23 protein-coding genes are annotated in these 19,952 nt (G+C 64.7%); 9 read left to right on the top strand and 14 right to left on the bottom strand.

The genetic code is table 11. The features are described from left to right. Positions 1 to 71: 71 nt before the first annotated feature. On the bottom strand, positions 72 to 467 hold the full coding sequence (locus FJ471_RS20315; RefSeq protein ID WP_140806301.1) for a GFA family protein: 396 nt from the start codon (positions 465 to 467) through the stop codon (positions 72 to 74). Positions 468 to 584: 117 nt separating this feature from the next. After that, positions 585 to 833 (bottom strand): ParB N-terminal domain-containing protein, encoded by a 249-nt coding sequence (locus FJ471_RS20310; RefSeq protein ID WP_140806295.1) that lies wholly within the window; start codon positions 831 to 833, stop codon positions 585 to 587. Positions 834 to 982: 149 nt separating this feature from the next. Between FJ471_RS20310 and FJ471_RS20305 the strand changes: the two genes are divergently transcribed. The 4 genes from FJ471_RS20305 to FJ471_RS20290 are packed head-to-tail and all read left to right on the top strand — an operon-like array spanning position 983 to position 5,546. Continuing rightward, on the top strand, positions 983 to 2,623 hold the full coding sequence (locus tag FJ471_RS20305; RefSeq protein WP_140806287.1) for a N,N-dimethylformamidase beta subunit family domain-containing protein: 1,641 nt from the start codon (positions 983 to 985) through the stop codon (positions 2,621 to 2,623). A 1-nt stretch (position 2,624) separates the two neighbouring features. Then, positions 2,625 to 4,007: an aspartate aminotransferase family protein gene (locus tag FJ471_RS20300; protein WP_140806280.1), complete on the top strand. Its 1,383-nt coding sequence runs from the start codon at positions 2,625 to 2,627 to the stop codon at positions 4,005 to 4,007. A gap of 13 nt (positions 4,008 to 4,020) precedes the next feature. Continuing rightward, positions 4,021 to 4,515, top strand: a complete 495-nt coding sequence (locus FJ471_RS20295) for a GNAT family N-acetyltransferase (protein WP_140806273.1) — start codon at positions 4,021 to 4,023, stop codon at positions 4,513 to 4,515. Positions 4,516 to 4,517: 2 nt separating this feature from the next. Then, on the top strand, positions 4,518 to 5,546 hold the full coding sequence (locus tag FJ471_RS20290; RefSeq protein WP_140806266.1) for a histone deacetylase family protein: 1,029 nt from the start codon (positions 4,518 to 4,520) through the stop codon (positions 5,544 to 5,546). 1 nt (position 5,547) lies between these two features. Here the strand turns inward: FJ471_RS20290 and FJ471_RS20285 are convergent, their stop codons facing one another. The 3 genes from FJ471_RS20285 to FJ471_RS20275 all read right to left on the bottom strand — a co-directional run bounded on the left by FJ471_RS20285 (position 5,548) and on the right by FJ471_RS20275 (position 8,702). Beyond that, positions 5,548 to 6,816 carry a cysteine desulfurase-like protein gene (locus tag FJ471_RS20285; RefSeq protein ID WP_140806259.1) on the bottom strand — a complete coding sequence of 423 codons (1,269 nt, stop codon included), beginning with the start codon at positions 6,814 to 6,816 and terminating at the stop codon, positions 5,548 to 5,550. Positions 6,817 to 6,851: 35 nt separating this feature from the next. Then, positions 6,852 to 7,919, bottom strand: a complete 1,068-nt coding sequence (locus FJ471_RS20280) for an aldo/keto reductase (RefSeq protein WP_140806252.1) — start codon at positions 7,917 to 7,919, stop codon at positions 6,852 to 6,854. Positions 7,920 to 8,243: 324 nt separating this feature from the next. Further along, on the bottom strand, positions 8,244 to 8,702 hold the full coding sequence (locus FJ471_RS20275; RefSeq protein WP_140806245.1) for a hypothetical protein: 459 nt from the start codon (positions 8,700 to 8,702) through the stop codon (positions 8,244 to 8,246). 97 nt (positions 8,703 to 8,799) lie between these two features. Here FJ471_RS20275 and FJ471_RS20270 point away from each other — a divergent pair, with 97 nt between their 5' ends. Next, on the top strand, positions 8,800 to 9,114 hold the full coding sequence (locus tag FJ471_RS20270) for a hypothetical protein (RefSeq protein WP_140806237.1): 315 nt from the start codon (positions 8,800 to 8,802) through the stop codon (positions 9,112 to 9,114). Further along, positions 9,098 to 9,262 (top strand): DUF1127 domain-containing protein, encoded by a 165-nt coding sequence (locus tag FJ471_RS20265; RefSeq protein WP_140806231.1) that lies wholly within the window; start codon positions 9,098 to 9,100, stop codon positions 9,260 to 9,262. Before FJ471_RS20270 ends, FJ471_RS20265 begins: the two co-directional genes overlap by 17 nt. A gap of 60 nt (positions 9,263 to 9,322) precedes the next feature. On the opposite strand, the gene FJ471_RS20260 is transcribed toward FJ471_RS20265, so the two are convergent. Continuing rightward, the gene (locus tag FJ471_RS20260; protein ID WP_140806225.1) at positions 9,323 to 9,829 is read right to left on the bottom strand and encodes a DUF1993 family protein; all 507 of its coding nucleotides are present in this window, start codon (positions 9,827 to 9,829) and stop codon (positions 9,323 to 9,325) included. Positions 9,830 to 9,971: 142 nt separating this feature from the next. On the opposite strand from FJ471_RS20260, the gene FJ471_RS20255 reads away from it, so the two are divergent. Beyond that, on the top strand, positions 9,972 to 11,021 hold the full coding sequence (locus tag FJ471_RS20255; protein WP_140806218.1) for a DUF1176 domain-containing protein: 1,050 nt from the start codon (positions 9,972 to 9,974) through the stop codon (positions 11,019 to 11,021). A gap of 15 nt (positions 11,022 to 11,036) precedes the next feature. Here the strand turns inward: FJ471_RS20255 and FJ471_RS20250 are convergent, their stop codons facing one another. From FJ471_RS20250 to FJ471_RS20220, 7 genes are read right to left on the bottom strand one after another with little or no spacing between them, the layout of a single operon-like run. Next, positions 11,037 to 11,924, bottom strand: a complete 888-nt coding sequence (locus FJ471_RS20250) for an alpha/beta hydrolase (protein ID WP_140806212.1) — start codon at positions 11,922 to 11,924, stop codon at positions 11,037 to 11,039. A gap of 33 nt (positions 11,925 to 11,957) precedes the next feature. After that, a complete protein-coding gene (locus FJ471_RS20245; protein ID WP_140806207.1) occupies positions 11,958 to 13,574 on the bottom strand; it encodes a molybdopterin-binding/glycosyltransferase family 2 protein in 1,617 nt (538 codons plus the stop codon). Then, positions 13,571 to 14,275, bottom strand: a complete 705-nt coding sequence (locus FJ471_RS20240; RefSeq protein ID WP_140806202.1) for an XdhC family protein — start codon at positions 14,273 to 14,275, stop codon at positions 13,571 to 13,573. Before FJ471_RS20240 ends, FJ471_RS20245 begins: the two co-directional genes overlap by 4 nt. Before the next feature lie 5 nt (positions 14,276 to 14,280). Continuing rightward, on the bottom strand, positions 14,281 to 14,619 hold the full coding sequence (locus FJ471_RS20235; protein ID WP_140806197.1) for an XdhC family protein: 339 nt from the start codon (positions 14,617 to 14,619) through the stop codon (positions 14,281 to 14,283). A 56-nt stretch (positions 14,620 to 14,675) separates the two neighbouring features. Then, positions 14,676 to 15,926, bottom strand: a complete 1,251-nt coding sequence (locus FJ471_RS20230) for a VWA domain-containing protein (protein WP_140806193.1) — start codon at positions 15,924 to 15,926, stop codon at positions 14,676 to 14,678. Positions 15,927 to 15,931: 5 nt separating this feature from the next. Continuing rightward, on the bottom strand, positions 15,932 to 16,852 hold the full coding sequence (locus FJ471_RS20225) for a MoxR family ATPase (RefSeq protein ID WP_140806189.1): 921 nt from the start codon (positions 16,850 to 16,852) through the stop codon (positions 15,932 to 15,934). A 47-nt stretch (positions 16,853 to 16,899) separates the two neighbouring features. Next, positions 16,900 to 17,394, bottom strand: a complete 495-nt coding sequence (locus FJ471_RS20220) for a flavin reductase (protein ID WP_140806185.1) — start codon at positions 17,392 to 17,394, stop codon at positions 16,900 to 16,902. A gap of 192 nt (positions 17,395 to 17,586) precedes the next feature. On the opposite strand from FJ471_RS20220, the gene FJ471_RS20215 reads away from it, so the two are divergent. Together FJ471_RS20215 and FJ471_RS20210 are read left to right on the top strand one after the other, a co-directional pair. Continuing rightward, positions 17,587 to 18,657, top strand: a complete 1,071-nt coding sequence (locus FJ471_RS20215) for a branched-chain amino acid ABC transporter substrate-binding protein (RefSeq protein WP_140806182.1) — start codon at positions 17,587 to 17,589, stop codon at positions 18,655 to 18,657. Next, positions 18,657 to 19,673: a P1 family peptidase gene (locus FJ471_RS20210; protein ID WP_140806178.1), complete on the top strand. Its 1,017-nt coding sequence runs from the start codon at positions 18,657 to 18,659 to the stop codon at positions 19,671 to 19,673. The genes FJ471_RS20215 and FJ471_RS20210 overlap by 1 nt, the downstream gene beginning before the upstream one ends. A gap of 15 nt (positions 19,674 to 19,688) precedes the next feature. Here the strand turns inward: FJ471_RS20210 and FJ471_RS20205 are convergent, their stop codons facing one another. After that, positions 19,689 to 19,946 (bottom strand): DUF2171 domain-containing protein, encoded by a 258-nt coding sequence (locus FJ471_RS20205; RefSeq protein WP_140647493.1) that lies wholly within the window; start codon positions 19,944 to 19,946, stop codon positions 19,689 to 19,691. Positions 19,947 to 19,952 lie beyond the last annotated feature (6 nt).

The following is a 19,952-nucleotide window of genomic DNA, read 5'->3' as shown; positions in this document are numbered from 1 at the left end:
GTGTTCCCTGGAACACCCCTCATCCGGCCGCTTCGCGGCCACCTTCTCCCACAAGGGGAGAAGGCAAGAAGCTACACCGGCGGCGCGCCTTCATATTGCGGCAGGCCGTCGTCGAGCATCACCCAGGGCTGCTTCGAAGCGGTCCAGAAATGCATGTCGGGCTTGAACAGAGACGGGTCGTCGAGCGAGCCGGAGGTGACGCCGAGAATGCCCCTGGAGTCGCGGCGTGAAAACATCGTCGTGCCGCACACCGGACAGAAGCCGCGCTGGAGGTCAGGCGTGGAATTGATCGTCGCCACCGGCCCCTCGATGGCCACGTCGTCGATGCTGAACAGGAGCCGCGCGTTGAAAGCGGCGCCGATTGCCCTTTGGCAGATCCGGCAATGGCAGACGCGCTCGTTCATCGGCTCCGCCTCCGCACGATAGCGCACCGCGCCGCACAGGCATCCGCCCTCATATTTCGCCATGGTAAGCATCCTGTTCGTGAGTGTCGGAACGCTCTAGCCGCCGGCACGGCGGCGTCAATCAGAAAGCTTTGATGGGACGCGATCGCTAACGGTGATAGGCCCGTCCCCGACGAGAAATCAATGCCGCTTGGCCTGCACGAGATAGGTGTCGATCTCGGTCTCGCCCAGCCATTTCGCGGCTTCGAGCCGATGCAGCCCCTCGACCAGTATGTGGCGCTTGCCGTCGTGCCGCACCTGGATCGGTGTCTTCATGCCGTTCTCGAGAATATCCTCGGCGAGATGGCGCACGGTGTCGGGATGCAGCGTCTTGCGCCGCGCCGTCGGCACGTAGATGTCGTCGACCTTGACCTTTTGCACCCGCAGCATGTCGGCTCCCGGCGTTGGAACATCGCGTCAGCATGAAGTAACTCGTTTGCCGGATATCGCCAAGCGCAAGGCGCGCTGGCCCGATGCTTTCCATTTGACGCTCGGCCGGCCAATGGTCTCAATGACGGCCTCGTGATCTCAGGTGTTCCTTGACGCAACTGCCCACCGAATTCCCCGATTTCGGGCTGACGCCCGAGCAGCGTCGCGAAGCGGTGCGCGGCCATTATTACGAATGGCCGGGGATGGATGGCTCGAGCGGCGAGATCTGGTGCTACAGCGACCGTTTTTCCTATCGTCCAGGCGATACGATGACGCTCCATGTGAGCTCAACAATGCCGCAATTCAGCATCGTCATCGTCCGCGACGGAGCGGCTGAAACCAAGGTCTTCGAGAAACGTGGTCTGTCGGCGCGCTGGCAGGACACGCCCGACCAATGCTCGGTCGATGGCTGCGGCTGGGAAGCGTCGTTCGAATTCGGCGTCGGCGACGACTGGCCATCCGGTGCCTATCGCGTCACACTTTCGGCCGACGGCCGGGACGGCAAGCCGATCCATAGCCATCATCTCTTCATCGTCGCGCCCCTGCCTGGCCGAAAAGCTGGCCGCCTGCTGCAGGTCGCCGCGACCGGCACCTGGCTTGCCTACAACACCTGGGGCGGCTCCAACCACTATCAGGGCATCACCGGCCCGAACCGCGACCAGTACGCGACGACGGTGTCGACTGAGCGCCCCTGGTGCCGCGGCTTCGTCGTCCTGCCCAAGGATGCGCCGCGCGTGCCGCTGGAAGTCGCGGTGCCGCCGAAGACCGTGCCGCGCTATCCGCATATGGAATGGGCTTTCGCCACTGGACATTCGAAGAAATATGCCTCCTCCGGCTGGGCGAGCTATGACAGCCACTTCTTCCGCTTCGCCGAACGCGCCGGCTACCAGGTCGATCTCGCCAGCCAGCACGACCTCCATTTTTCGCCCGATATCCTCGATGGCTACGACTGCGTCGTCTTCGTCGGCCATGACGAATACTGGACCTGGGAGATGCGCGACGCCGTTGACGACTATATCGAGCGCGGCGGCCATGCGGCGCGCTTCGCCGGCAATTTCATGTGGCAGACCAGGCTGGAGGACAAGGGCCGCCGCCAGGTCTGCTACAAATACAAGGCGCGCGCCGAGGACCCCGCCTATCGCGGCGGCGACGTCACCCGCGCCACCAATTCCTGGGAGGCGCCCGAGATCGGCCGTCCGGGCAGCGCCACCTTCGGCCTCAACGCGACGCGGGGCGTCTATGCCGGCTGGGGCGGCTGCGCGCCGCGCGGCGTGCGCGGCTTTCCGGTCTATCGTCCGGAGCACTGGGCCTTCGCCGGCACCGGCATCTACTATGGCGACCTGCTCGGCGCCGACAGCCATGTCTACGGCTATGAGGTCGACGGGCTCGATTTCGAGATTCGCGGCGGCCTGCCCTACCCGACGGCTGATAGCGGCGCCCCGGACGGGCTCCAGGTGCTGGCCGTCGGCATGGCGAGCCAGGTCGAGGAAAGCGCCGACATCCCGAGCGAGGACCAGTTCCTCACCGACGAGGACGGTCGCTTCACCGCCGAGACCTTGTTCGGCGAGGCCAGCGACGCCAATCTCGACAAGGTCAAGCGCGGCAACGGCATGATCGTCAATTTCCCACGCGGCAAGGGCGAGGTCTTCCACGCCGGAAGCTGCGAATGGGTCGCCGGCCTGCTAAGGCAGGACGCGATGGTCGAACGCGTGACGAAAAATGTTCTCGACCGCTATCTCGGAAAGTCCTGACATGTCGAAGTCCCAAGCCAAGCCCTCGCCCGAAATCGAAGCACGGCCGCCATCGCATCTGTTCTATCTGTCGAGCCTGCGGCGGCCGCTCGTCGACCGCGCCGAGGGCATCTATTTCTGGACCAAGGACGGCCGCCGCTTCATCGACGGCTCGAGCGGGCCGATGGTCGCCAATATCGGCCATTCCAATCGCAACGTGCTCGACGCCATGAAGCGGCAGATGGACAAGACCACTTTCGCCTACCGGCTGCATTTCGAGAACGAACCAGCCGAGGAATTGGCGCGGGAACTGGCCGGAAAGCTCCCTGAAGGCATGGACCGCATCTTCTTCGTTTCCGGCGGCTCGGAAGCGACCGAATCCTGCATCAAGCTTGCCCGCCAATGGGCGGTCGTCACCGGCCAGCCCAAGCGCTGGAAGGTGATCACCCGCTTTCCGTCCTATCACGGCGGCACGCTGGGCTCGCTTTCGGTCACCGGCGACGATGCGCTGGCCGAGAGCTTCACGCCGATGATGAAGGTGATGCCGACGGTGCCGGCGCCCACCGCCTGGCGGGACCGCGACAATCTCTCGATGGAACAGCGCGGCGTCCGCTACGCCGACATGCTGGAGGAAAAGATCCAGTCCGAAGGCGCGGAAAGCGTTTTGGCCTTCATCATGGAGCCGATCGGCGGTGCTGCGACCGCAGCCCTTGTCGCGCCCGACAGCTATTATGCGCGCATCCGCGAAATCTGCGATCGCTACGGCATCCTGCTGATCCATGACGAGGTGATGAGCGGCGCCGGCAGGACAGGCAAGTTCCTCGGCGGCGACCACTGGAACTGCAGGCCCGACATCGTGGCGCTCTCGAAGGGGCTGGGCTCGGGCTACGCGCCGCTTGGCGCGCTGGCCGCGCCGATGCGTCTGGTCGAACCGTTGCTTGCCTCGGGCGGCTTCCAGCACGGCCACACCTATGCCGGCAATCCGCTGGCCTGCGCGGCCGGCCTCGCCGTGCTTGGTGAGATGGACCGGCTCGATCTCATCGCCAACGCCGCCGCCATGGGCGATGTGCTGATGGCGGAGTTGAAGGGCCTGCAAAAGCGCTTCCCCTTCATCGCCGACGTGCGCGGCAAGGGCCTGCTCACCGGCGCCGAAATGGTCGCCGATCCCGAGACCTTGAAGCCGATCGACCCGGCCCGCAAGGCAACGCAGCGCCTGCTCGACCATGCTTATGCGCGCGGCCTGATCATCTATGGCCGCAAGGTCAAGGGTGGCGTCGACGGCGACAATTTCATGGTGGCGCCGCCGATGATCATCACCAGAGAGCAGATCGGCGAGATGATCGCCATCATCGGCGACTCCCTGGAAGCGCTGGCGGAGGAACTCGACCTGCCGGTGGAGGGGTGAGAAAGGTGTTTTGATGCCGGCACCAATCACCCTCCGCCCCGGCCGCATCGACGACGTCGAAACCATCCACGCCGCCCTGCTGCGCCTCGGCACCTATATCGGCGCGCATCAGGAAATCACCTCGACGCCCGACGACCTTCGCCGCTATGGCTTCGGCGAAAAGCCCGCCTTCTCGACCGTGATCGCCGAGATCGACGGCGAATTCGCCGGGCTTTGCCTGCATTTCCCGATCTTCTCGACCTGGATGGGCCGTCCCGGCGTCTATGTGCAGGATCTTTACGTCGAGGATCGTTTTCGCGGCCGCCGGATCGGCGAGAAACTGCTGCGGCGCGTGGCCAGTGAGTGCCGCGCGGCGGGCGGCGTCTATCTGAGGCTGTCCGTCGACACCGACAACGAAACCGCCAAGGCCTTCTATGAAAAGCTAGGCATCGGCTGGTCGAGCTACGAACAGGTGCAGAAGATCGTCGGCGATGCCTTCTTCGCCTTTGCCGATATGCCGGAGGAATGACGATGAAAGCCTTCTATGCCGAGGAGCAGAAACGCCATGATCCCAAGGCCTTCCTCTCCAGCGGCGCGCCGCAGCCCAACCCGGAAAAGCCGGAGCGGATCGAAAGATTGTTAGCCGGTGCAATATCGGCCGGCTTGACGGTCGAACGTCCAGGGAATCATGGGCTTGGCCCGGTCGCGGCGGTGCATACGCCTGAATATCTCGACTTCCTCGAGCACATTTTCACGCGCTGGCAGCGCATCGAAGGCGCTTCGGCGGAGGTCATCCCGAACATTCACCCGATCGCCCGCAACGGCTCCTATCCGGCCTCGGCGGTCGGCCAGGCCGGCTACCACATGGCCGACACCGCCTGCCCGATCTCGGCCGAGACCTGGAACAGCGCCCTGTGGAGCGCCTGGAGCGCGGTGGAGACCGCTGAGACGGTGATGGCCGGCGCGCCTTCGGCCTATGCGCTTTGCCGCCCGCCGGGCCATCATGCCTTCGCCGATGTCGCCGGCGGCTTCTGCTTCATCAACAATTCGGCGGTCGCGGCGCAGGTGCTGCGCAAGCAAGCTGCCCGCGTCGCCATCCTCGATGTCGACCTGCACCACGGCAATGGCACGCAAGGCATCTTCTACGCCCGGCCCGACGTGCTGACCGTCTCGCTGCATGCCGATCCGGTGCGCTTCTATCCGTTCTTCTGGGGTCATGCCGACGAACGCGGCGACGGTCCCGGCCTCGGCTACAATCTCAACCTGCCGCTGCCGCGCAAATCCGGCGACGCGGCCTTTCTCGAAGCGCTATCGGCAGCCTTCCAGCGCATCCGCGCCTTCGCGCCGGAAGCGCTGGTCGTAGCGCTCGGCCTCGACGCTTTCGAAGGCGATCCGTTCGGCGGCCTGTCGGTGACGACGCCGGGCTTCTCGCGCATCGGCGAAGCGATTGCCGGGCTCGGCCTGCCGACGGTCATCGTCCAGGAAGGCGGCTATCTCTGCGATGCGCTCGGCGACAACCTCACCGCCTTCCTCACCGGCTTCGGCGGCAAGCAGAGCTAACTCAGGACCGTTCCTGCCTCAGCATCGCGATAACGCGATGCACGCTTTCCAGCGTCTCCTCGATCTCGGCCGCCGTGTTGTAATGCGCAATGCCGATGCGCACGACGCCCTGTTCGGCCGGAATGCCGAGCTGGTGGACGACCTCCCACGCATAATTGTGGCCTGACCACAGGAAGATATTTTCCGCATTCATCTGCCGCACGATCGTTTCCGGCGCGATGCCCACGACGGTGAAGGAAATGGTCGGCACCCGTTCGGCAAGGCGTTCCGGATCGGTGATGCCGTGGATGACCAGGCCCTCTATATCGGACAGGCCTTCGATCAATTGCCGGGCCAGCGCGTTCTCGTAAGCGATCGAGACTTCGAACGCCTTGGCGATCCGTTGCCGCCGCGAGCCACCCTCGCCGGCGGAAGCGCCGAGATCGGCGAAATAGTCGATTGCCGCCGTCAGCCCGGCCATCAGCTCGATCTGCGGCGTGCCGAGCTCGAACCGCTCGGGCAGGACGTTCGACGAGCAGCGGCATTTGTAAGGCTCAAGGCCGTCGAGGACGTCGCGGCGGCCCCACAATATGCCCATATGCGGCCCGAAGAATTTATAGGCCGAGCAGATCAGGAAATCGCAGCCGAGCTCCTGCACGTCGATCAGCCCATGCGGCGCGAACTGCACGGCATCGACATAGACCAGCGCGCCAGCCCGCTTGGCGATCTCGGTGAGCGCTTTCACCCGATTGATCGAGCCGGTGAGGTTGGATGCATAGTTCAGCGCGACAAGCCGGGTCTTTTCCGAAAGCAGCGCCTCGAGCGCCGCCTCCTCCACCTGCCAGCTCCGCTCGTTGAACGGCAGGAAGCGCACGACCAGGTCGAGATCCTCGGCAAGTTGCAGCCAGGGCGAGACATTGCCCTCGTGGTCCATGCGCGTGACGATGATCTCGTCGCCCGGCTTCATCGTCCGGCCGAGCGTGCGCGACATGTGATAGGTCAGCGTCGTCATGTTGGCGCCGATGATGATCTCCTCGACACTCGCGGCATTGAGGAAATCGGCCATCGCGGCATGCGCCCTGTCGACCACTTGCTGCGCCGCGACCGCCGTTTCGAAGAAACCGCCGAGATTGGCGTTGGTCGACAGCAGGCAGCGCGACACCGCGTCCGCCACCGTCAGCGGCACCTGCGTGCCGGCGGGATTGTCGAGATAGATGCGCCGGCGCCCGTCATCGACCAGCGAAAGCGCCGGAAATCTGCCGCGCACGGTCTCGATCGGAAACTCTGCCATCGTCTCCACCCCTTTGTTTTTTTAACGATTCCCGCTCAAGGACACGGATTGCCGACACGCTGATGGATGGCGTCGACCGCTTTCTGCATCTCTTCGGTCCAGGTGACGCCGGCCGAGGACAGCGCCATCTCGAGCTGCGCGATGGTGGTCGCGCCGACGATGTTCGCGGTCACGAAGGGCCGGCTCGCCACATAGGCGTTGGCGAAAAGCGCCGGCTCCAGGCCAAAGGAGCGCGCCAGCTCGGTGTATTCCAGCAGCACTTCCGCGGTATTCGGCGTCTCGTAGCGCTGGCTGCGGTTGAAGAGCTGCGAGCGCGAGCCCTGCGGCCGCGCGCCATGATTGTATTTGCCGGTGAGATAGCCCTGCGCCAGCGGCGAATAGGGAAGAAACGCGATCTCCTCACGCTCGCAGACCTCGGCAAGGTTCACCTCGAAAGTACGGTTGACGAGACTGTAGGCGTTCTGCAGCGAGGCGACGCGCGGACCCTTGCCTTTTTCTGCTTCGAAGACGAAGCGCATGACGCCCCAGGAGCTTTCGTTCGAGAGGCCGAGATGGCGGATCTTTCCGGCCTTCACCAGTTCCTCGAAGACCGCGAGCGTTTCGGCGATCGGCGTCTCGTCTCCCGGAGCGCCTGCCGCATCCGCCCGCCGCGCCACCGCTCCGACGCGCGTCGGATTCGAGCCCCACGGAATGTCCCGGTCCGGCCAGTGGATCTGGTAAAGGTCGATATAGTCGGTGCCGAGCTTGGCCAGCGATTTCTCGACCGCGTCGAAGATGTCGGCGCGCACCAGCTTCGACGGACGATCGCCGCGGAACCACGCGTTGGCCGTGCGGCCGACCACCTTCGAGGCAAGGATGACCTTGTCCCGGTTGCGATTGGCCTTCATCCAGCTGCCGATGGTCTTCTCGGTGCGCCCTTGCGTCTCCGCCTTGGGCGGGATCGGGTAAAGCTCGGCCGTGTCGATGAAATTCACGCCACGCGAGAACGCCAGGTCCATCTGGGCATGGCCCTCGGCCTCGCTGTTCTGCTGACCCCAGGTCATCGAGCCGAGGCAGATTTGCGAAACAAGGAGATCGGTCCGACCGAGGCGGCGTTTATGCATGGGGTTTCTCCGGCGGGAGGTTGCGCGGACAGCGCGGGGAGGAAGTTGAACATAGAGCAAAACGCTTGCGTTTTGCAAAGTCGCCCAGTTTCGAGACTGGCCGAAGCGTCAGTCAGTTCGTCATTCCAGGGCGGAGCAAGGAGCGAAGCGACGCGCGCAGACCCTAGAATCCATTCCGTTACGCTAAGACGTTGCAGCGATTACAGAATTCTACACCGTTGCATTTTGCGTTGAAGGTCACGGCATGGATCCTTGGGTCTGCGCTCCGCTTCGCGTCGCTACGCCCAAAGGATGACGAATATTGGAGAAGCTCCAGCCGGGGGACTACCGCCTGGCCCCGGCCAACGCCCGCCGCTTGGCTTCGTCGATCAGCATGTTGGCCACCTGCATGCGGATCATGGCGCGCTGGCGCAGATGCGGCGCGACCCGGTCCGGATGGTTGGCAAAGGCGAAGTTGCGGCGGATGCGGCCGAAATCGGCGTTCTTGGCTGGACGGTCGAGACCGAGTTCGCCAGCGATCGCTTCGGGATCGATCGGCGGCAGCTTCTCCTCCGGCCGGTGCTCTTCACCGGCCAGCGCCAGTTTCGCCTGGTCGAGAAGTGCCGCGAACTCGGCGGCAAGATCGGCGCCAGACTCGCGATATTCGGCGGCAACGCTCTCGCCGGCGACCTTGATGCGGCCGGAATGCAATTCATCGGCCACCGACAGATAGTCGAACGGGATCGATGGCCGGGCGCCCTCTTCCTCGCCTTTCTCCGAGGCGACGATCAGGTCGTCGAGCAACGAAGCGAAATCGAGCTTGTTCCCGGTGCCGATCTCAGCCTCCCCCTATGATGACGGCATGCGTTGATGCCGCGAACATAGGGCGCTCTCGTTAAAAATGAATGCTGGCGACGTTAACAATTGCCGGCTTTATGCCCGGCTGGCGGCCATCGACAACAAAAAGCCGGACCGCACTTTCGTGCAGCCCGGCAGTTTCGCCAGGAGTGGCGAGGAAAAAGCCAGCCATGAGCCGGCACCGGTGCCTACGGTCGAGCCCGCCCGAAAGTTTCACGAAAAGCCGATTGTGACAGAAAAAATTTCATCCGGCATGGCAGCCATGCAATTGCTGCACTGCACAATTTTTAACAAATCACCTATACCGTGGAGTCGGGAGGACCAACAGGGGCTATTGAGTCATGGGGTTCTTCACTGAAATGTTCGCTCGGCCGCGGCCGCAGGAACACCAGCGTTACCGCGCGGCGCTCGCGCTTCTCAATGCGATGAGCAATGCCGACCGCGCCGATATCGGCATCAAGCCAGCGGATTTTCCGCGCGTCGCGCGCGAAATGTCGATCCGCTGAGCTGAGCTGGACCAAAGAGGTTTCCCAGGACGCCTGGGAAACCTCCAAACCATTCAAAAGTCAGCGATTTCCGAGGAACGTCTGCTTGCCGAGCGGCACGCCATTGTGGCGCAGGATGTCGTAGGCGGTCGTGACGTGGAAGTAGAAATTCGGCATCGCCACATGCAGCAGGTACTGCAGGCCGGGCAGCGTGGCTTCGCGTCCGCCGAGCTTTAACTCGACCGTCCTGTCTTCCGACCCCTCCAGATCGGCCGCCGTGAACGTCGCCAGATGATCGAGCGTCTTGGCGATCCGAGCCTGCAGATCGGCAAAGCTCGCTTCATTGTCCTCGTATTTCGGCACCTCGCGGCCGGCCAGCCGCGACGGCGCGCCCTTGGCATGGTCGGTGGCGATCTGGACCTGCCTGGTCAGAGCGAACATGTCAGGCGACAGCCGCGCGTTGAGGAACACCTGCGGATCGATCTTGCGCTCGCCGGCATTCTGCTCCGCCGCCGTCAGGACGCTGGCAAGCGCCTTGAGCCGGGCAGAAAAGACGCCCACCGAAATGTCGTACATGGAAATGGTCACGGGTAATCTCCCAAGGCGGCCCCAGCGCCGCGGGCCGTGACCTAGCGCCTCCGGCCACGATTCTTCAAGCGCTCGTGTCCCCACGTCACCGCGCCGCCGCAATCGCCGTGGTAGTATTTTCGTTATCGAGCGGAGATTCCCGATGAGACACGTCTTTCTCGCAGCGGCTGCGTTGTTCTCCCTTTCCAGTATCGGCCACTCGGCGCTCGCAGCCGATGCGCCCTATATCGATGACAGGTCCAGCGCCGATGCGGTCATCCGTTCGCTCTACAGCGCCATCAACCGCCACGAGTTCGCCCGCGCCTGGGGTTATTTCGGCGATACGAAGCCGGCTAAGGACTTCAACGCTTTCGTCAAGGGTTATGACGGCACCGACACCGTCGACGTCAAGACCGGCGCCGTTTCGGACGAGGGCGCGGCCGGCAGCATCTATTACAGTGTCCCAGTCGCCATCCAGGCCACCGACAAGAAGGGCGAGGCCAAGGTTTTCGCCGGCTGCTACACGGTCCGCCAGGTCAATGCGCAGATCCAGGAACCGCCCTTTCAGCCGATCTTCATCGACAAGGGCGCCTTGAAGCCCTCGACCGAGGATTTCGACAGCGCCGTTCCGGCAAGCTGCGGCGACGGCCCGCCGCCGCCGAAGAAGGACGAGGCGCTGGAGCAGGCCAAGAAGGCTTTCCTCGCCACCTATGGTGACCAGTGCGACAAGCACGATCCGGACGGCAAGCCGATCGGCGAGCCCGAGGCGCATTCCATCCATTACAAGGACAAGGACGCCCAGCCCAGCGACCCGGAGCGGGAGACGCGGCTGTTCCGCTTCTTCTGTTCGATGGCCGCTTATAACGAGACGGCGGTCTACTACATCGGCGATGACGTCAACGGCGTCACCCAGCTGCAGTTCACCGAGCCGGATCTCGACATCCGCTATGAGAACAACAACAGCGAAGGCAAGGTCGAGTCGATCCACATCATCGGGTTCAAGACCAGCGGCTGGGCGACCAACTCGGACTACGACGACAACACCAAAACCATCACCACATCCGACAAATGGCGTGGTGTGGGAGATGCCTCGTCATCGGGAACATATCTCTTCCGCAACGGCGATTTCTCGCTGGTCCAGTATGACGTCGATGCCTCTTATGACGGCGAGATGAATCCGCAGACCGTGATCGACTACAACACGGCGCCTTGAGCCTCGGCGCAGGAGTCAGGGCGCCTTCGTCAGCATCCAGTTCAGTGTGCCGCGCCAATCGACCATGCGGATCGGCGTGCCATGCGTGCCGGTCTCGAAGCGCACGAAGCGTGTCGGATAAGACTTCCTGGCGAGGATCGAGCGGAAGAAGGCTTCCTGCTTTTCCACCGGGAAGACCACGTCATGGCTTCCCTGGCCGAAGAACACCGGCACGCGGCGTTTGAAGGCGGGGCTGGTCAGAAAGCTGTCGTCCCACAGCGAACCGAGCAGCAGCAGCCCATTGATGCGGCCGCCCGTATCCTTGCGCGCTGCGAGCTTCCAGCAAATCATGCCGCCCATCGAGCCGCAGGCGACGAAGATCTTCGCGTTCGGCGATGTCTCGGCATAGTGACCGATGAGCGCCGCGACCTGCGCCGCGCCCTTGTCGCCGAAATCGGGGAAATCCGGCGAAAGATAGAGCCCGTTATTGGCGGTCATCAGGTTCTTGATGCGGTTGAAATTGCCGCCGAAGGTGAAGTCGTCGACACCTTGCTTTCGGCTGCCGCCCTGCCCGTGCAGGTAGAGCACGATGATGGAAGCGCCTTCAATCCTGCCGACCGCGACATGCCTGACATCGCCGGCGTCCGTCTTCAGCATCAGGTCCTGCTGCACCTTGCGCACGCCGGGATCGGTATATTGCGCACGCACGCGCTTTTCCGGCACCTCGTCGCGCTGGTTGATGTCGCGCATCTCGCGATAGTCCAGCACGGTGTAGGCGCCATTGTCGCCGGTCGACAGTGTCGCCGGGTAAGCGAAGAGGTCGTCCTTGAACGACTTCAGCGAAAGCGTCTGCCCCTCGGCGACCGAAAGAGAAAGCGCCGTCACGGCGATCAAGGCAAAGAGACGTTGGAAACGGAAAGACATACCGAGAGCCATGCGAAATTCGGCTCTGCTTTGTCAATCCTGCAGAACGCCGCCCGCCCCTTCCAGCGCCTCGCGCGTGTCGACATCGATCGAGGCGCCCTGCCCGATCTCGACATCGATGACGTCGAGACCCTCGGCTTCGACCAGATGCCGCGCGCCTGTATCGCCTTCGAGTTGCGCAACCGCCGCGAAAAGCGGTCGCGGCAACAGCACCGGATTGCCGCGCTTGCCCTGGTGCGAGGCGCGCACCACGGCTTGGCCGCCGGCGCGGCGGAACGCATCGATCAGGCTGTCGAGGTCCTTCGACGAAACGCCGGGCATGTCGCCGAGCACGATCATGGCGCCGGCCGCGTCGGGCGCGACCTTCGCAATGCCCGCCTTCAAGGACGAAGCCAGGCCATCGGCGAAGTCGGGATTGTCGGCGAGTTCCACCTCAAGGCCGCCAAGCGCGGAACGCACGCGCTCGCGCTGATGGCCGGTGACGACGATGGTGCTGGCTGCCTTCGAGCCCAACGCCCGCCCGGCGGTGCGGCGCACAAGCGGCTCGCCGTCGAACAGCGCCAGAAGCTTGTTCGGCCCGCCCATGCGGCTCGAACGGCCGGCGGCCAGAAGCACGATATCGACCTTCAGCGCCGACCTTGCCGGCTGCGACGCCGGCTCGCGCGGCTGCGGCCTGGTCGGGATTTCCATCAGAAGCCCGCCGACACCCATGCCGGCAATATCGCCCGCCGTCACCTCGAGCCCGGCAATCAGGCGATCGAGCACCCAGTCGAAGCCATTCTCCTTCGGGCTGCGCGCGCATCCCGGGGCGCCGACGACGCGCTTGCCGTCGAGCGTTCCGAGCACCAGCAGATTGCCGGGATCGACCGGCATGCCCGCGCGAACGACGGTACCGCCCGCGCGCTCGATCGCGGCCGGCACGACGTCGGCAAAGTCGCTCATCGCCGATGCCCCAAAAATCACCACCATGTCGTTGTCGCGCGCCAGCTGGGTCGCGGCCGCCGCGACGGGCGCAATCTCGTGCGGCGTGCGCCGTTCGGCCGTCAGCCGGCCGCCGGAACGCGCCAGCCGCGCCTCGGTGACCCGCAGCGTCTTGTCGAGCACGCTCGGCTTGACGCCCGGAAGCACCGTCTGGATGACGCCGACAGTGATGGGGCGATAGGCGTTGACGGCAAAGATCTCGCGGCCGGCGCAGACCCTCACCACGCTGTCCACCAGGTTTGCGGCAACGGCAAAGGGGATGATCTTCACCGTCGCCACCATCTGGCCTTTCTCGACCGGGGCGTGCTGCGCCAGCGTCGCGATGGTGATGGCCGGATCGACGGCGTTTATGGCGTCGATCATACCGGCGTCGACGGTAAAGACGCCCGAGGATTCCGCATGCAAATTCACCCGCCCGGTCGCGGCCGGCTTGACCTCGATGTTGCGGTGGCTCATGGCGGCGGCGATCTTCGCGGCGGCGGCATCCTCGCCGAGATCGCCCTCGGCAAGCACCGCCGCGACAACTTCACGGACGCCCGCCGCCTTGAGTGCCGCGACATCCTCGCCGCTCAGCCGGTGCGCCTTGCGGAGCCGTTTTTCACCGGCGGTGGTCGCATGCGCCAGCACCGCGCCTTCCGCCTCGTCGATCGGAACCGGTCCGAATTTCACGCCACGGCGCCTTTTGCTTCGAGACCGCGCGAGCGGAAGGCGTGGATCGCCTGCGCAAGCACGGCAACAGCGATCTCGGCCGGACTTGCCGCACCGATGTCGAGGCCGATCGGCGCGTGGATACGGGCAATCTGGTCGGCGCCGGCGCCCAGCGCCAGCAGGCGTTCGACGCGCTTGGCGTGGGTCTTGCGGCTGCCGAGCGCCCCGACATAGAAGCATCGGGCATCAAGCGCAGCCTTCAGCGCGAAATCGTCGATCTTCGGATCGTGGGTGACGGCCGCAAGCGCGGTATAGCTGTCGAGCGGCGCGCGCTTCAGCACATCCTCCGGCCATTCGGCATGCAGCGCGACGTCGGGAAAGCGCTCCGGGGTGGCGAAGGCGGTGCGCGGATCGATGATCTCGACGGGATAGCCGGCGATCCTGGCCATCGGCGCCAGCGCCTGGCTGATATGCACCGCGCCGATCACCACCAGGCGCGGGCGCGGCAGATGCGCGTTGAGAAAGAAGCTCCGCCCTTCAGCATCCACCGACCTCGAATTGCCGGTGCGGAACGCATTGGCGATGGCCGCTCCGAGATCGCCGGCGACATGGTCGCCCTCACGCACGATGCGGTCGCGACCGTCGCCGAGATCGGTGACCAGCACCGCGGCGCGGCGGGCGCGGCGTTCTTCGTTGAGTGTCTTCAGGACATACGGATCCACGGCGGTCAGCCCAGCCGCTCGACATAGACCTTGATGCGGCCGCCGCAGGACAGCCCCACCTGCCAGGCGGTCTCGTCGGCGACGCCGAACTCCAGCATCTTCGCCTTGCCGTTGTCGATGACGTCGATCGCCTCGGTCACCACGGCGCCCTCGACACAGCCGCCGGAGACCGAGCCATGGAAATTCCCCTCGCCGTCGATGACCAGATGGCTGCCGACCGGACGCGGCGCCGAACCCCAGGTCTCGACCACGGTCGCGATGGCGACATCCTTGCCGTCCTTCATCCAGCCTTCCGCGATGATCAGGGGATCGCGGGCCTCATCAAGATAAATGCTCTCATCCATCGTCGCTTCTCACAAAGTCTGTTTTTCCCGAGAAAAGATTCCCAAGGAACATATGGCTACGCCGCCCGCCTGTCGCCAGTTCGCAGCCAGCGGCGCGGATCGACGGAAGCCGCCGGCCGCTGGTCGAGCGAGGCGCAAAGATCGGCCAGCGCATCGAGATTATGCACCGCCCGGAACTCGTCGACATAGGGCAGCATCGCCTTGACGCCACGGGCACGCGCCTCGAAGCCGTCGAAACGCAAGAGCGGATTGAGCCAGATCAGCCGCCGGCAGGATTTGTGCAGCCGCTCGATCTCCTCCGATAGGCCGGTGACGTCGTCGCGTTCCAGCCCGTCGGTGATGAGCAGCACCACCGCGCCCTGCCCCAGCACCCGCCGCGACCACAACCGGTTGAACTCGGCGAGCGTGTCACCGATACGGGTGCCGCCCGACCAGTCCTTCACCGCCGCCGAGCATTCGGCCAGCGCCTCGTCTGGATCGCGATGGCGCATCTGGCGGGTCAGGTTGGTCAGCCGCGTGCCGAAGACGAAGGCATGCACGCGCCGGCGCTTTTCCGTCAACGCATGCAGGAAATGCAGGAAGATGCGCGTGTATTGGCTCATCGAGCCGGAAATATCGGCCAGCACCACCAGCGGCGGATGTACTTCGCGCGGCGAACGGAACTTCGGCAGGATAAGCTCGCCGCCGGTGCGCGCGGCCGAGCGCATCATGGCGCGCGGATCGATTCGGCGCCCCTGCGCGTCCGCCTTGAAGCTCCGCGTGCGGATGAGATCGAACGGCAGGCGCAAGGCCGCAATCGCCTTTTTGGCTTCGGCCATCTCCGCCGCATCCATCTGGGCGAAATCCTTGCCCCGCAGCACCTCGTTCCCGGAAAAGGTGAGGCGCGCGTCGACCTCGATCTCCGGCACTTCGCGCACCGGCTGGTTTTTCTGGTGGCCTTCGAACATCGCCTGGCTGACGCGGTTCTCGGCCGCGCGCGGCTTCTGCTTCTCAGCGTTGTCCGGCGCGACTGGCGAAAACATCGCCAGCAGCTTCTCGATCAGCTCGCGCGATTTCCAGAACAGGCGGAAGGCCTCGTCGAAGACCGGCTGGTCCTCGTGCCGCGACACCAGCACCGCATGCAGCATCCAGTAGAAATCGTCGCGCGAGCCGATACCGGCGGCAAGCACCGCCTCGATGGCGTCCTTCACCGAGGCCGGGCCGACGCGCATGCCGGCCTTGCGCAGCGCCCGCGCGAAATAGACGATGTTGTCGGCGATGCGCCCATCGGCGAGCGCTTCTTTGGGTTCCGGACGCGGCGATGGCACCGCGCCTACTCCGCCGAAAGCTCGGCCTTCACCTCATTGAGGATGCGCCGGCCCTCGCCTTCGCCGATACGGGCGATATCGTCCTGGTATTTCAAAAGCACGCCGATCGTGTCCGACACGGTCTCCGGATCGAGCGCCACCTTGTCGAGTTCTGTCAGCGCGCCGGCCCAATCGATGGTTTCGGCGACGCCGGGCGCCTTGAACAGCTCGACCTGGCGCAGCTTCTGGATGAAGGACACGACCTCCGCCGACAGCCGGCGGTTCGCCTGCGGCACCTTGCGGCGCACGATCTCCAGTTCGCGCTCGGCATTCGGGTAGTCGACCCAGTGATAGAGGCAGCGACGCTTCAGCGCGTCGTGAATCTCGCGCGTGCGGTTGGTGGTGATGATGACGATCGGCGGCTCTTCCGCCTTGATCGTGCCAAGCTCGGGAACCGTAACCTGGAAGTCGGAGAGAATCTCGAGCAGGAAGGCCTCGAAAGCCTCATCGGCGCGGTCGAGCTCGTCGATCAGGAACACCGGCGCCGCACCTGCCTTGCCGGTCAGCGCATCGAGCACCGGACGGCGGATCAGGTATTTTTCGGAGAACACGTTGCGCTCCATGTCGGAGCGCACGACCTTGCCGGCCGCCTCCTCCATGCGAATCTCGATCATCTGCGCGGCGTAATTCCACTCGTAGACCGCCGAGGAGACGTCGAGCCCCTCATAGCATTGCAGGCGGATCAGCCGGCGGCCGAGCGCGTCGGCCAGCACCTTGGCGATCTCGGTCTTGCCGACACCGGCTTCGCCCTCGAGGAACAAGGGCCGCTTCATGCGCAGCGAAAGGAACAGCACGGTCGCCAGCGAACGGTCCGCGACATAGTCCGCGCCGGTGAGAAGATCGAGCGTTTCGTCGATCGAGTTCGGCGCGGGACGCGGCGCGATCATCTTGTCTCCGAGGATCCCGCCCGCCCTTTTCAAAGAAAATGCCCGTTTCAAAGAAAATGATAGCCGCGGTTGTGGTAGATCAGCGGCCGCAAATTATCGCCGATGCGCAGGCCTGTCACCTTGCCAAAAAGCACACGGTGGGTGGCGAGGTCCTTGGCGTCGATGATCTCGCAGTCGAACACGGCGAGCGCGCCCTTCAGCGTCGGCGCGCCGGTCGAGATCACGTCCCATTCGGCCAGCGCGAAGCGCTCCTCCGCCGGCAGGCCGGTGACGCCGGAAAAACCGACGGAGACGGCTTCCTGGTCCGAAGCCAGCGTGTTCAAGGCGAACTTGCCGTTCTTGATGAAGGCCTCGTTCTTGGCGTTCTCACGATTGAGGCAGACCAGCACCGTCGGCGGCGTGTCCGAGACCGAACAGGCGGCAATCACCGTCGCGCCGCGTTTGCCGCCGGGCCCATCCGTCGTCACCACATGCACATGGCCGGCAAAATGCGCCATCGCATCGCGATAGTGCTGCGGCCCGATATCATTGATCTTCAGCACCCGATAATCCACCTGTCGGAACCAGTTCGTTATATATGGCGGCATATTGCACGCCACAAGTTGCATAGCACGGGCGAAGTGCTTGACTGCAATCCGCAAATTCGCGTGTTGCGCGGCGCTTAGCCAGCCTTTAGGCATTTCTTGGAATAGTGTCGGGACTGTATTCCCGGCATGGAGGATCTCTTAGCCCGAATGCGTCTTCTCACGACGACATCAGCCGTGCTGCTCTGGCTGTCGCTGGCCGCGGGCGCCGACGCCGAGGTGCTGGTCGGCGTTGCCGCGCCGCTTTCCGGTCCGTCGGCTGTTCTCGGCAACCAGATTGAGACCGGCGCAAGTCTGGCAGCGGAGGCAAACGGCGTCACGGTGAAAGCCGTTGACGATGCCTGCACCGCCGATGGCGGCGCAGCCGCGGCAAAGGAATTCGTCGACGCCAAGGTCAATGTCGTGGTGGGCTTTCTCTGCACCGAGGCGATCGAGGCCGCGCTGCCGATCCTGAAGGACGCCAACATTCCGGTGATCACGGTCGGCGTGCGCACCGAAAGCCTGACCGACCGGCGCGCCAAGACCGGCTGGCCGGTCTACCGGCTCGGCCCGCGCGGCGACGATGAGCGCAATGCGGTCGCCGCCAAGCTCACGCAGCTCTGGCGCGACGACCTGTTCGCCATCGTCGACGACGGCACCATCTATGGCCGCGAGATGGCCGAGACCTTGCGCGCCGCGGCCGAGCAGGCGGCGCTGAAACCCGTCTTCGTCGACACGTTCCGGCCGCAGCTCGACAACCAGATCGGGTTGATCGGCCGGCTGAAGAAGGCCGGTGCGACAAAAGTGTTCGCCGGCGGCGACGGCGACGACATCGCCATCATGGGCCGCGACGCCGCCCAGCTCGACGCCGGCATCACCTTTGCCGGCGGCGAAAACTTGCGCACACCGCCGGGCGATGTGCCCTACGCCGGCGGCACGCTGATGATCGCCCCACCGGAATGGTCGGAGGTCGCCGATCCCAAGGTGATGCAGGCTTTCGCCGCGAAGAACATCGCGCCGGACGGCTATACGCTTCCGGCCTATGCCGCCGTCGAAATCGCCAAAGCCGCGCTGGCCGGCGCCGAAAGCTCCGGTCAGCCGCTTGGCCAGGCGCTGACCGGCCATGATTTCACCACCGCGATCGGCACCATCCGCTTCGACGACAAGGGAGATCTGAGCCAGAACCCGTTCCGCGTCTTCCGCTTCGACGGCACGCATTTCGTACCGCTGGAGGACAAGTGATGTTCCGCACGGGGCCGCGCAATCTGATCACCGACGTTGCCGGCCTCAGCGTCGGCAATGCCGCCGACGCCAGGCTGAAATCCGGCGTCACGGTGGTGCTGTGCGATGAGCCTGCCGTGGCCGGCTTCCAGGTGCTGGGCGGCGCGCCGGGCACGCGCGAGACCGACCTGCTCGAACCGCAGAATTCGATCGCGACGATCCATGCCGTCGTCCTGTCCGGCGGCTCCGCCTTCGGTCTCGACGCTGCCTCCGGCGCGCAGGCGGCGCTGCGCGAGAAGGACATCGGTGTCGAGGTCGGCGGCTTCCGCGTGCCGATCGTGCCGGCCGCGATCCTGTTCGACTTGCGCAATGGCGGCGACAAGGATTGGGGCCGTTATCCGCCCTACCGCGAGCTTGGCTATGCGGCCGCGCAGGCGGCAACCGTCGATTTCGCCATCGGTACGGCTGGCGCCGGCACCGGCGCGCTGACCTCCGGGTTGAAAGGCGGCCTGGGTTCGGCTTCGACGGTGCTCGACAGCGGCGTCACCGTTGGCGCGCTCGCCGCCGTCAACCCGACAGGCTCGGTGACTGTAGGCCGTAGCCGCCATTTCTGGGCGGCGCCCTTCGAGATCGGCGACGAATTCGGCGGCCTGGGTTATCCAGACCCCATGCCTGACGACGCCAGGAAGATATTGCTGAAATACCGAGACAGGCGCGTCGGCGGACATGCGGAGGCCGGCAGTACCACCATCGCCGTCATCGCCACGGACGCCGTCCTGACCAAGGCCGCGGCCAAGCGGCTGGCGATTTCGGCGCATGACGGCTTCGCCCGCTCCATCTGGCCGACGCATACCCCGGCCGACGGCGATCTGGTGTTCGCGCTGGCGACGGGCAGGAGCGGAATAGAACTCGGCGCCGATGCGGCTATCGACTTGTTCGCGGCGGCCGGCGCGACCATGGCGCGTGCCATCAGCCGCGGCGTCCATGCCGCGATACCCGCGGACGGCGATCTGTTCCCCGTCTGGTCGTCGCGCTGATCGGCTCGGCGCCGATCAGGTCGGATCGGACTTTTCTTCCTCGAAGGTGACCGCGACATCGGAATTCGCGGAGAGCCATACCTTCTGCCCGTCGATCTCCGCGACCAGGGCGAGCGAAATATAGTGGTGATGGCCCTTATGCGAGCCCATGCCGCTATCGGCCCTGGTCAGCTTGATCCGGTCACCTTCGACCTTGTCGACGGTGCCGATATGGACGCCGTCGGCGCCGATCACTTCCATATGTCCGCGTATCTTGCTGATGTCGGTGCTCATGCTGGT

It is taken from the genome of Mesorhizobium sp. B2-7-1, from assembly GCF_006440735.1.
GTDB lineage: Bacteria > Pseudomonadota > Alphaproteobacteria > Rhizobiales > Rhizobiaceae > Mesorhizobium.
This window is presented reverse-complemented; position numbering and strand designations above follow the sequence as displayed.

Excerpts from the sequence above, each read along its gene's own strand:
- FJ471_RS20205 (WP_140647493.1), bottom strand. The coding sequence starts at position 19,946 with ATGAGCACCGACATCAGCAAGATACGCGGACATATGGAAGTGATCGGC.
- FJ471_RS20280 (WP_140806252.1), bottom strand. The coding sequence starts at position 7,919 with ATGCATAAACGCCGCCTCGGTCGGACCGATCTCCTTGTTTCGCAAATC.
- FJ471_RS20270 (WP_140806237.1), top strand. The coding sequence starts at position 8,800 with ATGAATGCTGGCGACGTTAACAATTGCCGGCTTTATGCCCGGCTGGCG.
- FJ471_RS20210 (WP_140806178.1), top strand. The coding sequence starts at position 18,657 with ATGTTCCGCACGGGGCCGCGCAATCTGATCACCGACGTTGCCGGCCTC.
- FJ471_RS20295 (WP_140806273.1), top strand. The coding sequence starts at position 4,021 with ATGCCGGCACCAATCACCCTCCGCCCCGGCCGCATCGACGACGTCGAA.
- FJ471_RS20225 (WP_140806189.1), bottom strand. The coding sequence starts at position 16,852 with ATGATCGCGCCGCGTCCCGCGCCGAACTCGATCGACGAAACGCTCGAT.
- FJ471_RS20265 (WP_140806231.1), top strand. The coding sequence starts at position 9,098 with ATGGGGTTCTTCACTGAAATGTTCGCTCGGCCGCGGCCGCAGGAACAC.
- FJ471_RS20215 (WP_140806182.1), top strand. The coding sequence starts at position 17,587 with ATGCGTCTTCTCACGACGACATCAGCCGTGCTGCTCTGGCTGTCGCTG.
- FJ471_RS20310 (WP_140806295.1), bottom strand. The coding sequence starts at position 833 with ATGCTGCGGGTGCAAAAGGTCAAGGTCGACGACATCTACGTGCCGACG.
- FJ471_RS20290 (WP_140806266.1), top strand. The coding sequence starts at position 4,518 with ATGAAAGCCTTCTATGCCGAGGAGCAGAAACGCCATGATCCCAAGGCC.
- FJ471_RS20300 (WP_140806280.1), top strand. The coding sequence starts at position 2,625 with ATGTCGAAGTCCCAAGCCAAGCCCTCGCCCGAAATCGAAGCACGGCCG.
- FJ471_RS20315 (WP_140806301.1), bottom strand. The coding sequence starts at position 467 with ATGGCGAAATATGAGGGCGGATGCCTGTGCGGCGCGGTGCGCTATCGT.
- FJ471_RS20255 (WP_140806218.1), top strand. The coding sequence starts at position 9,972 with ATGAGACACGTCTTTCTCGCAGCGGCTGCGTTGTTCTCCCTTTCCAGT.
- FJ471_RS20235 (WP_140806197.1), bottom strand. The coding sequence starts at position 14,619 with ATGGATGAGAGCATTTATCTTGATGAGGCCCGCGATCCCCTGATCATC.
- FJ471_RS20285 (WP_140806259.1), bottom strand. The coding sequence starts at position 6,816 with ATGGCAGAGTTTCCGATCGAGACCGTGCGCGGCAGATTTCCGGCGCTT.
- FJ471_RS20250 (WP_140806212.1), bottom strand. The coding sequence starts at position 11,924 with ATGTCTTTCCGTTTCCAACGTCTCTTTGCCTTGATCGCCGTGACGGCG.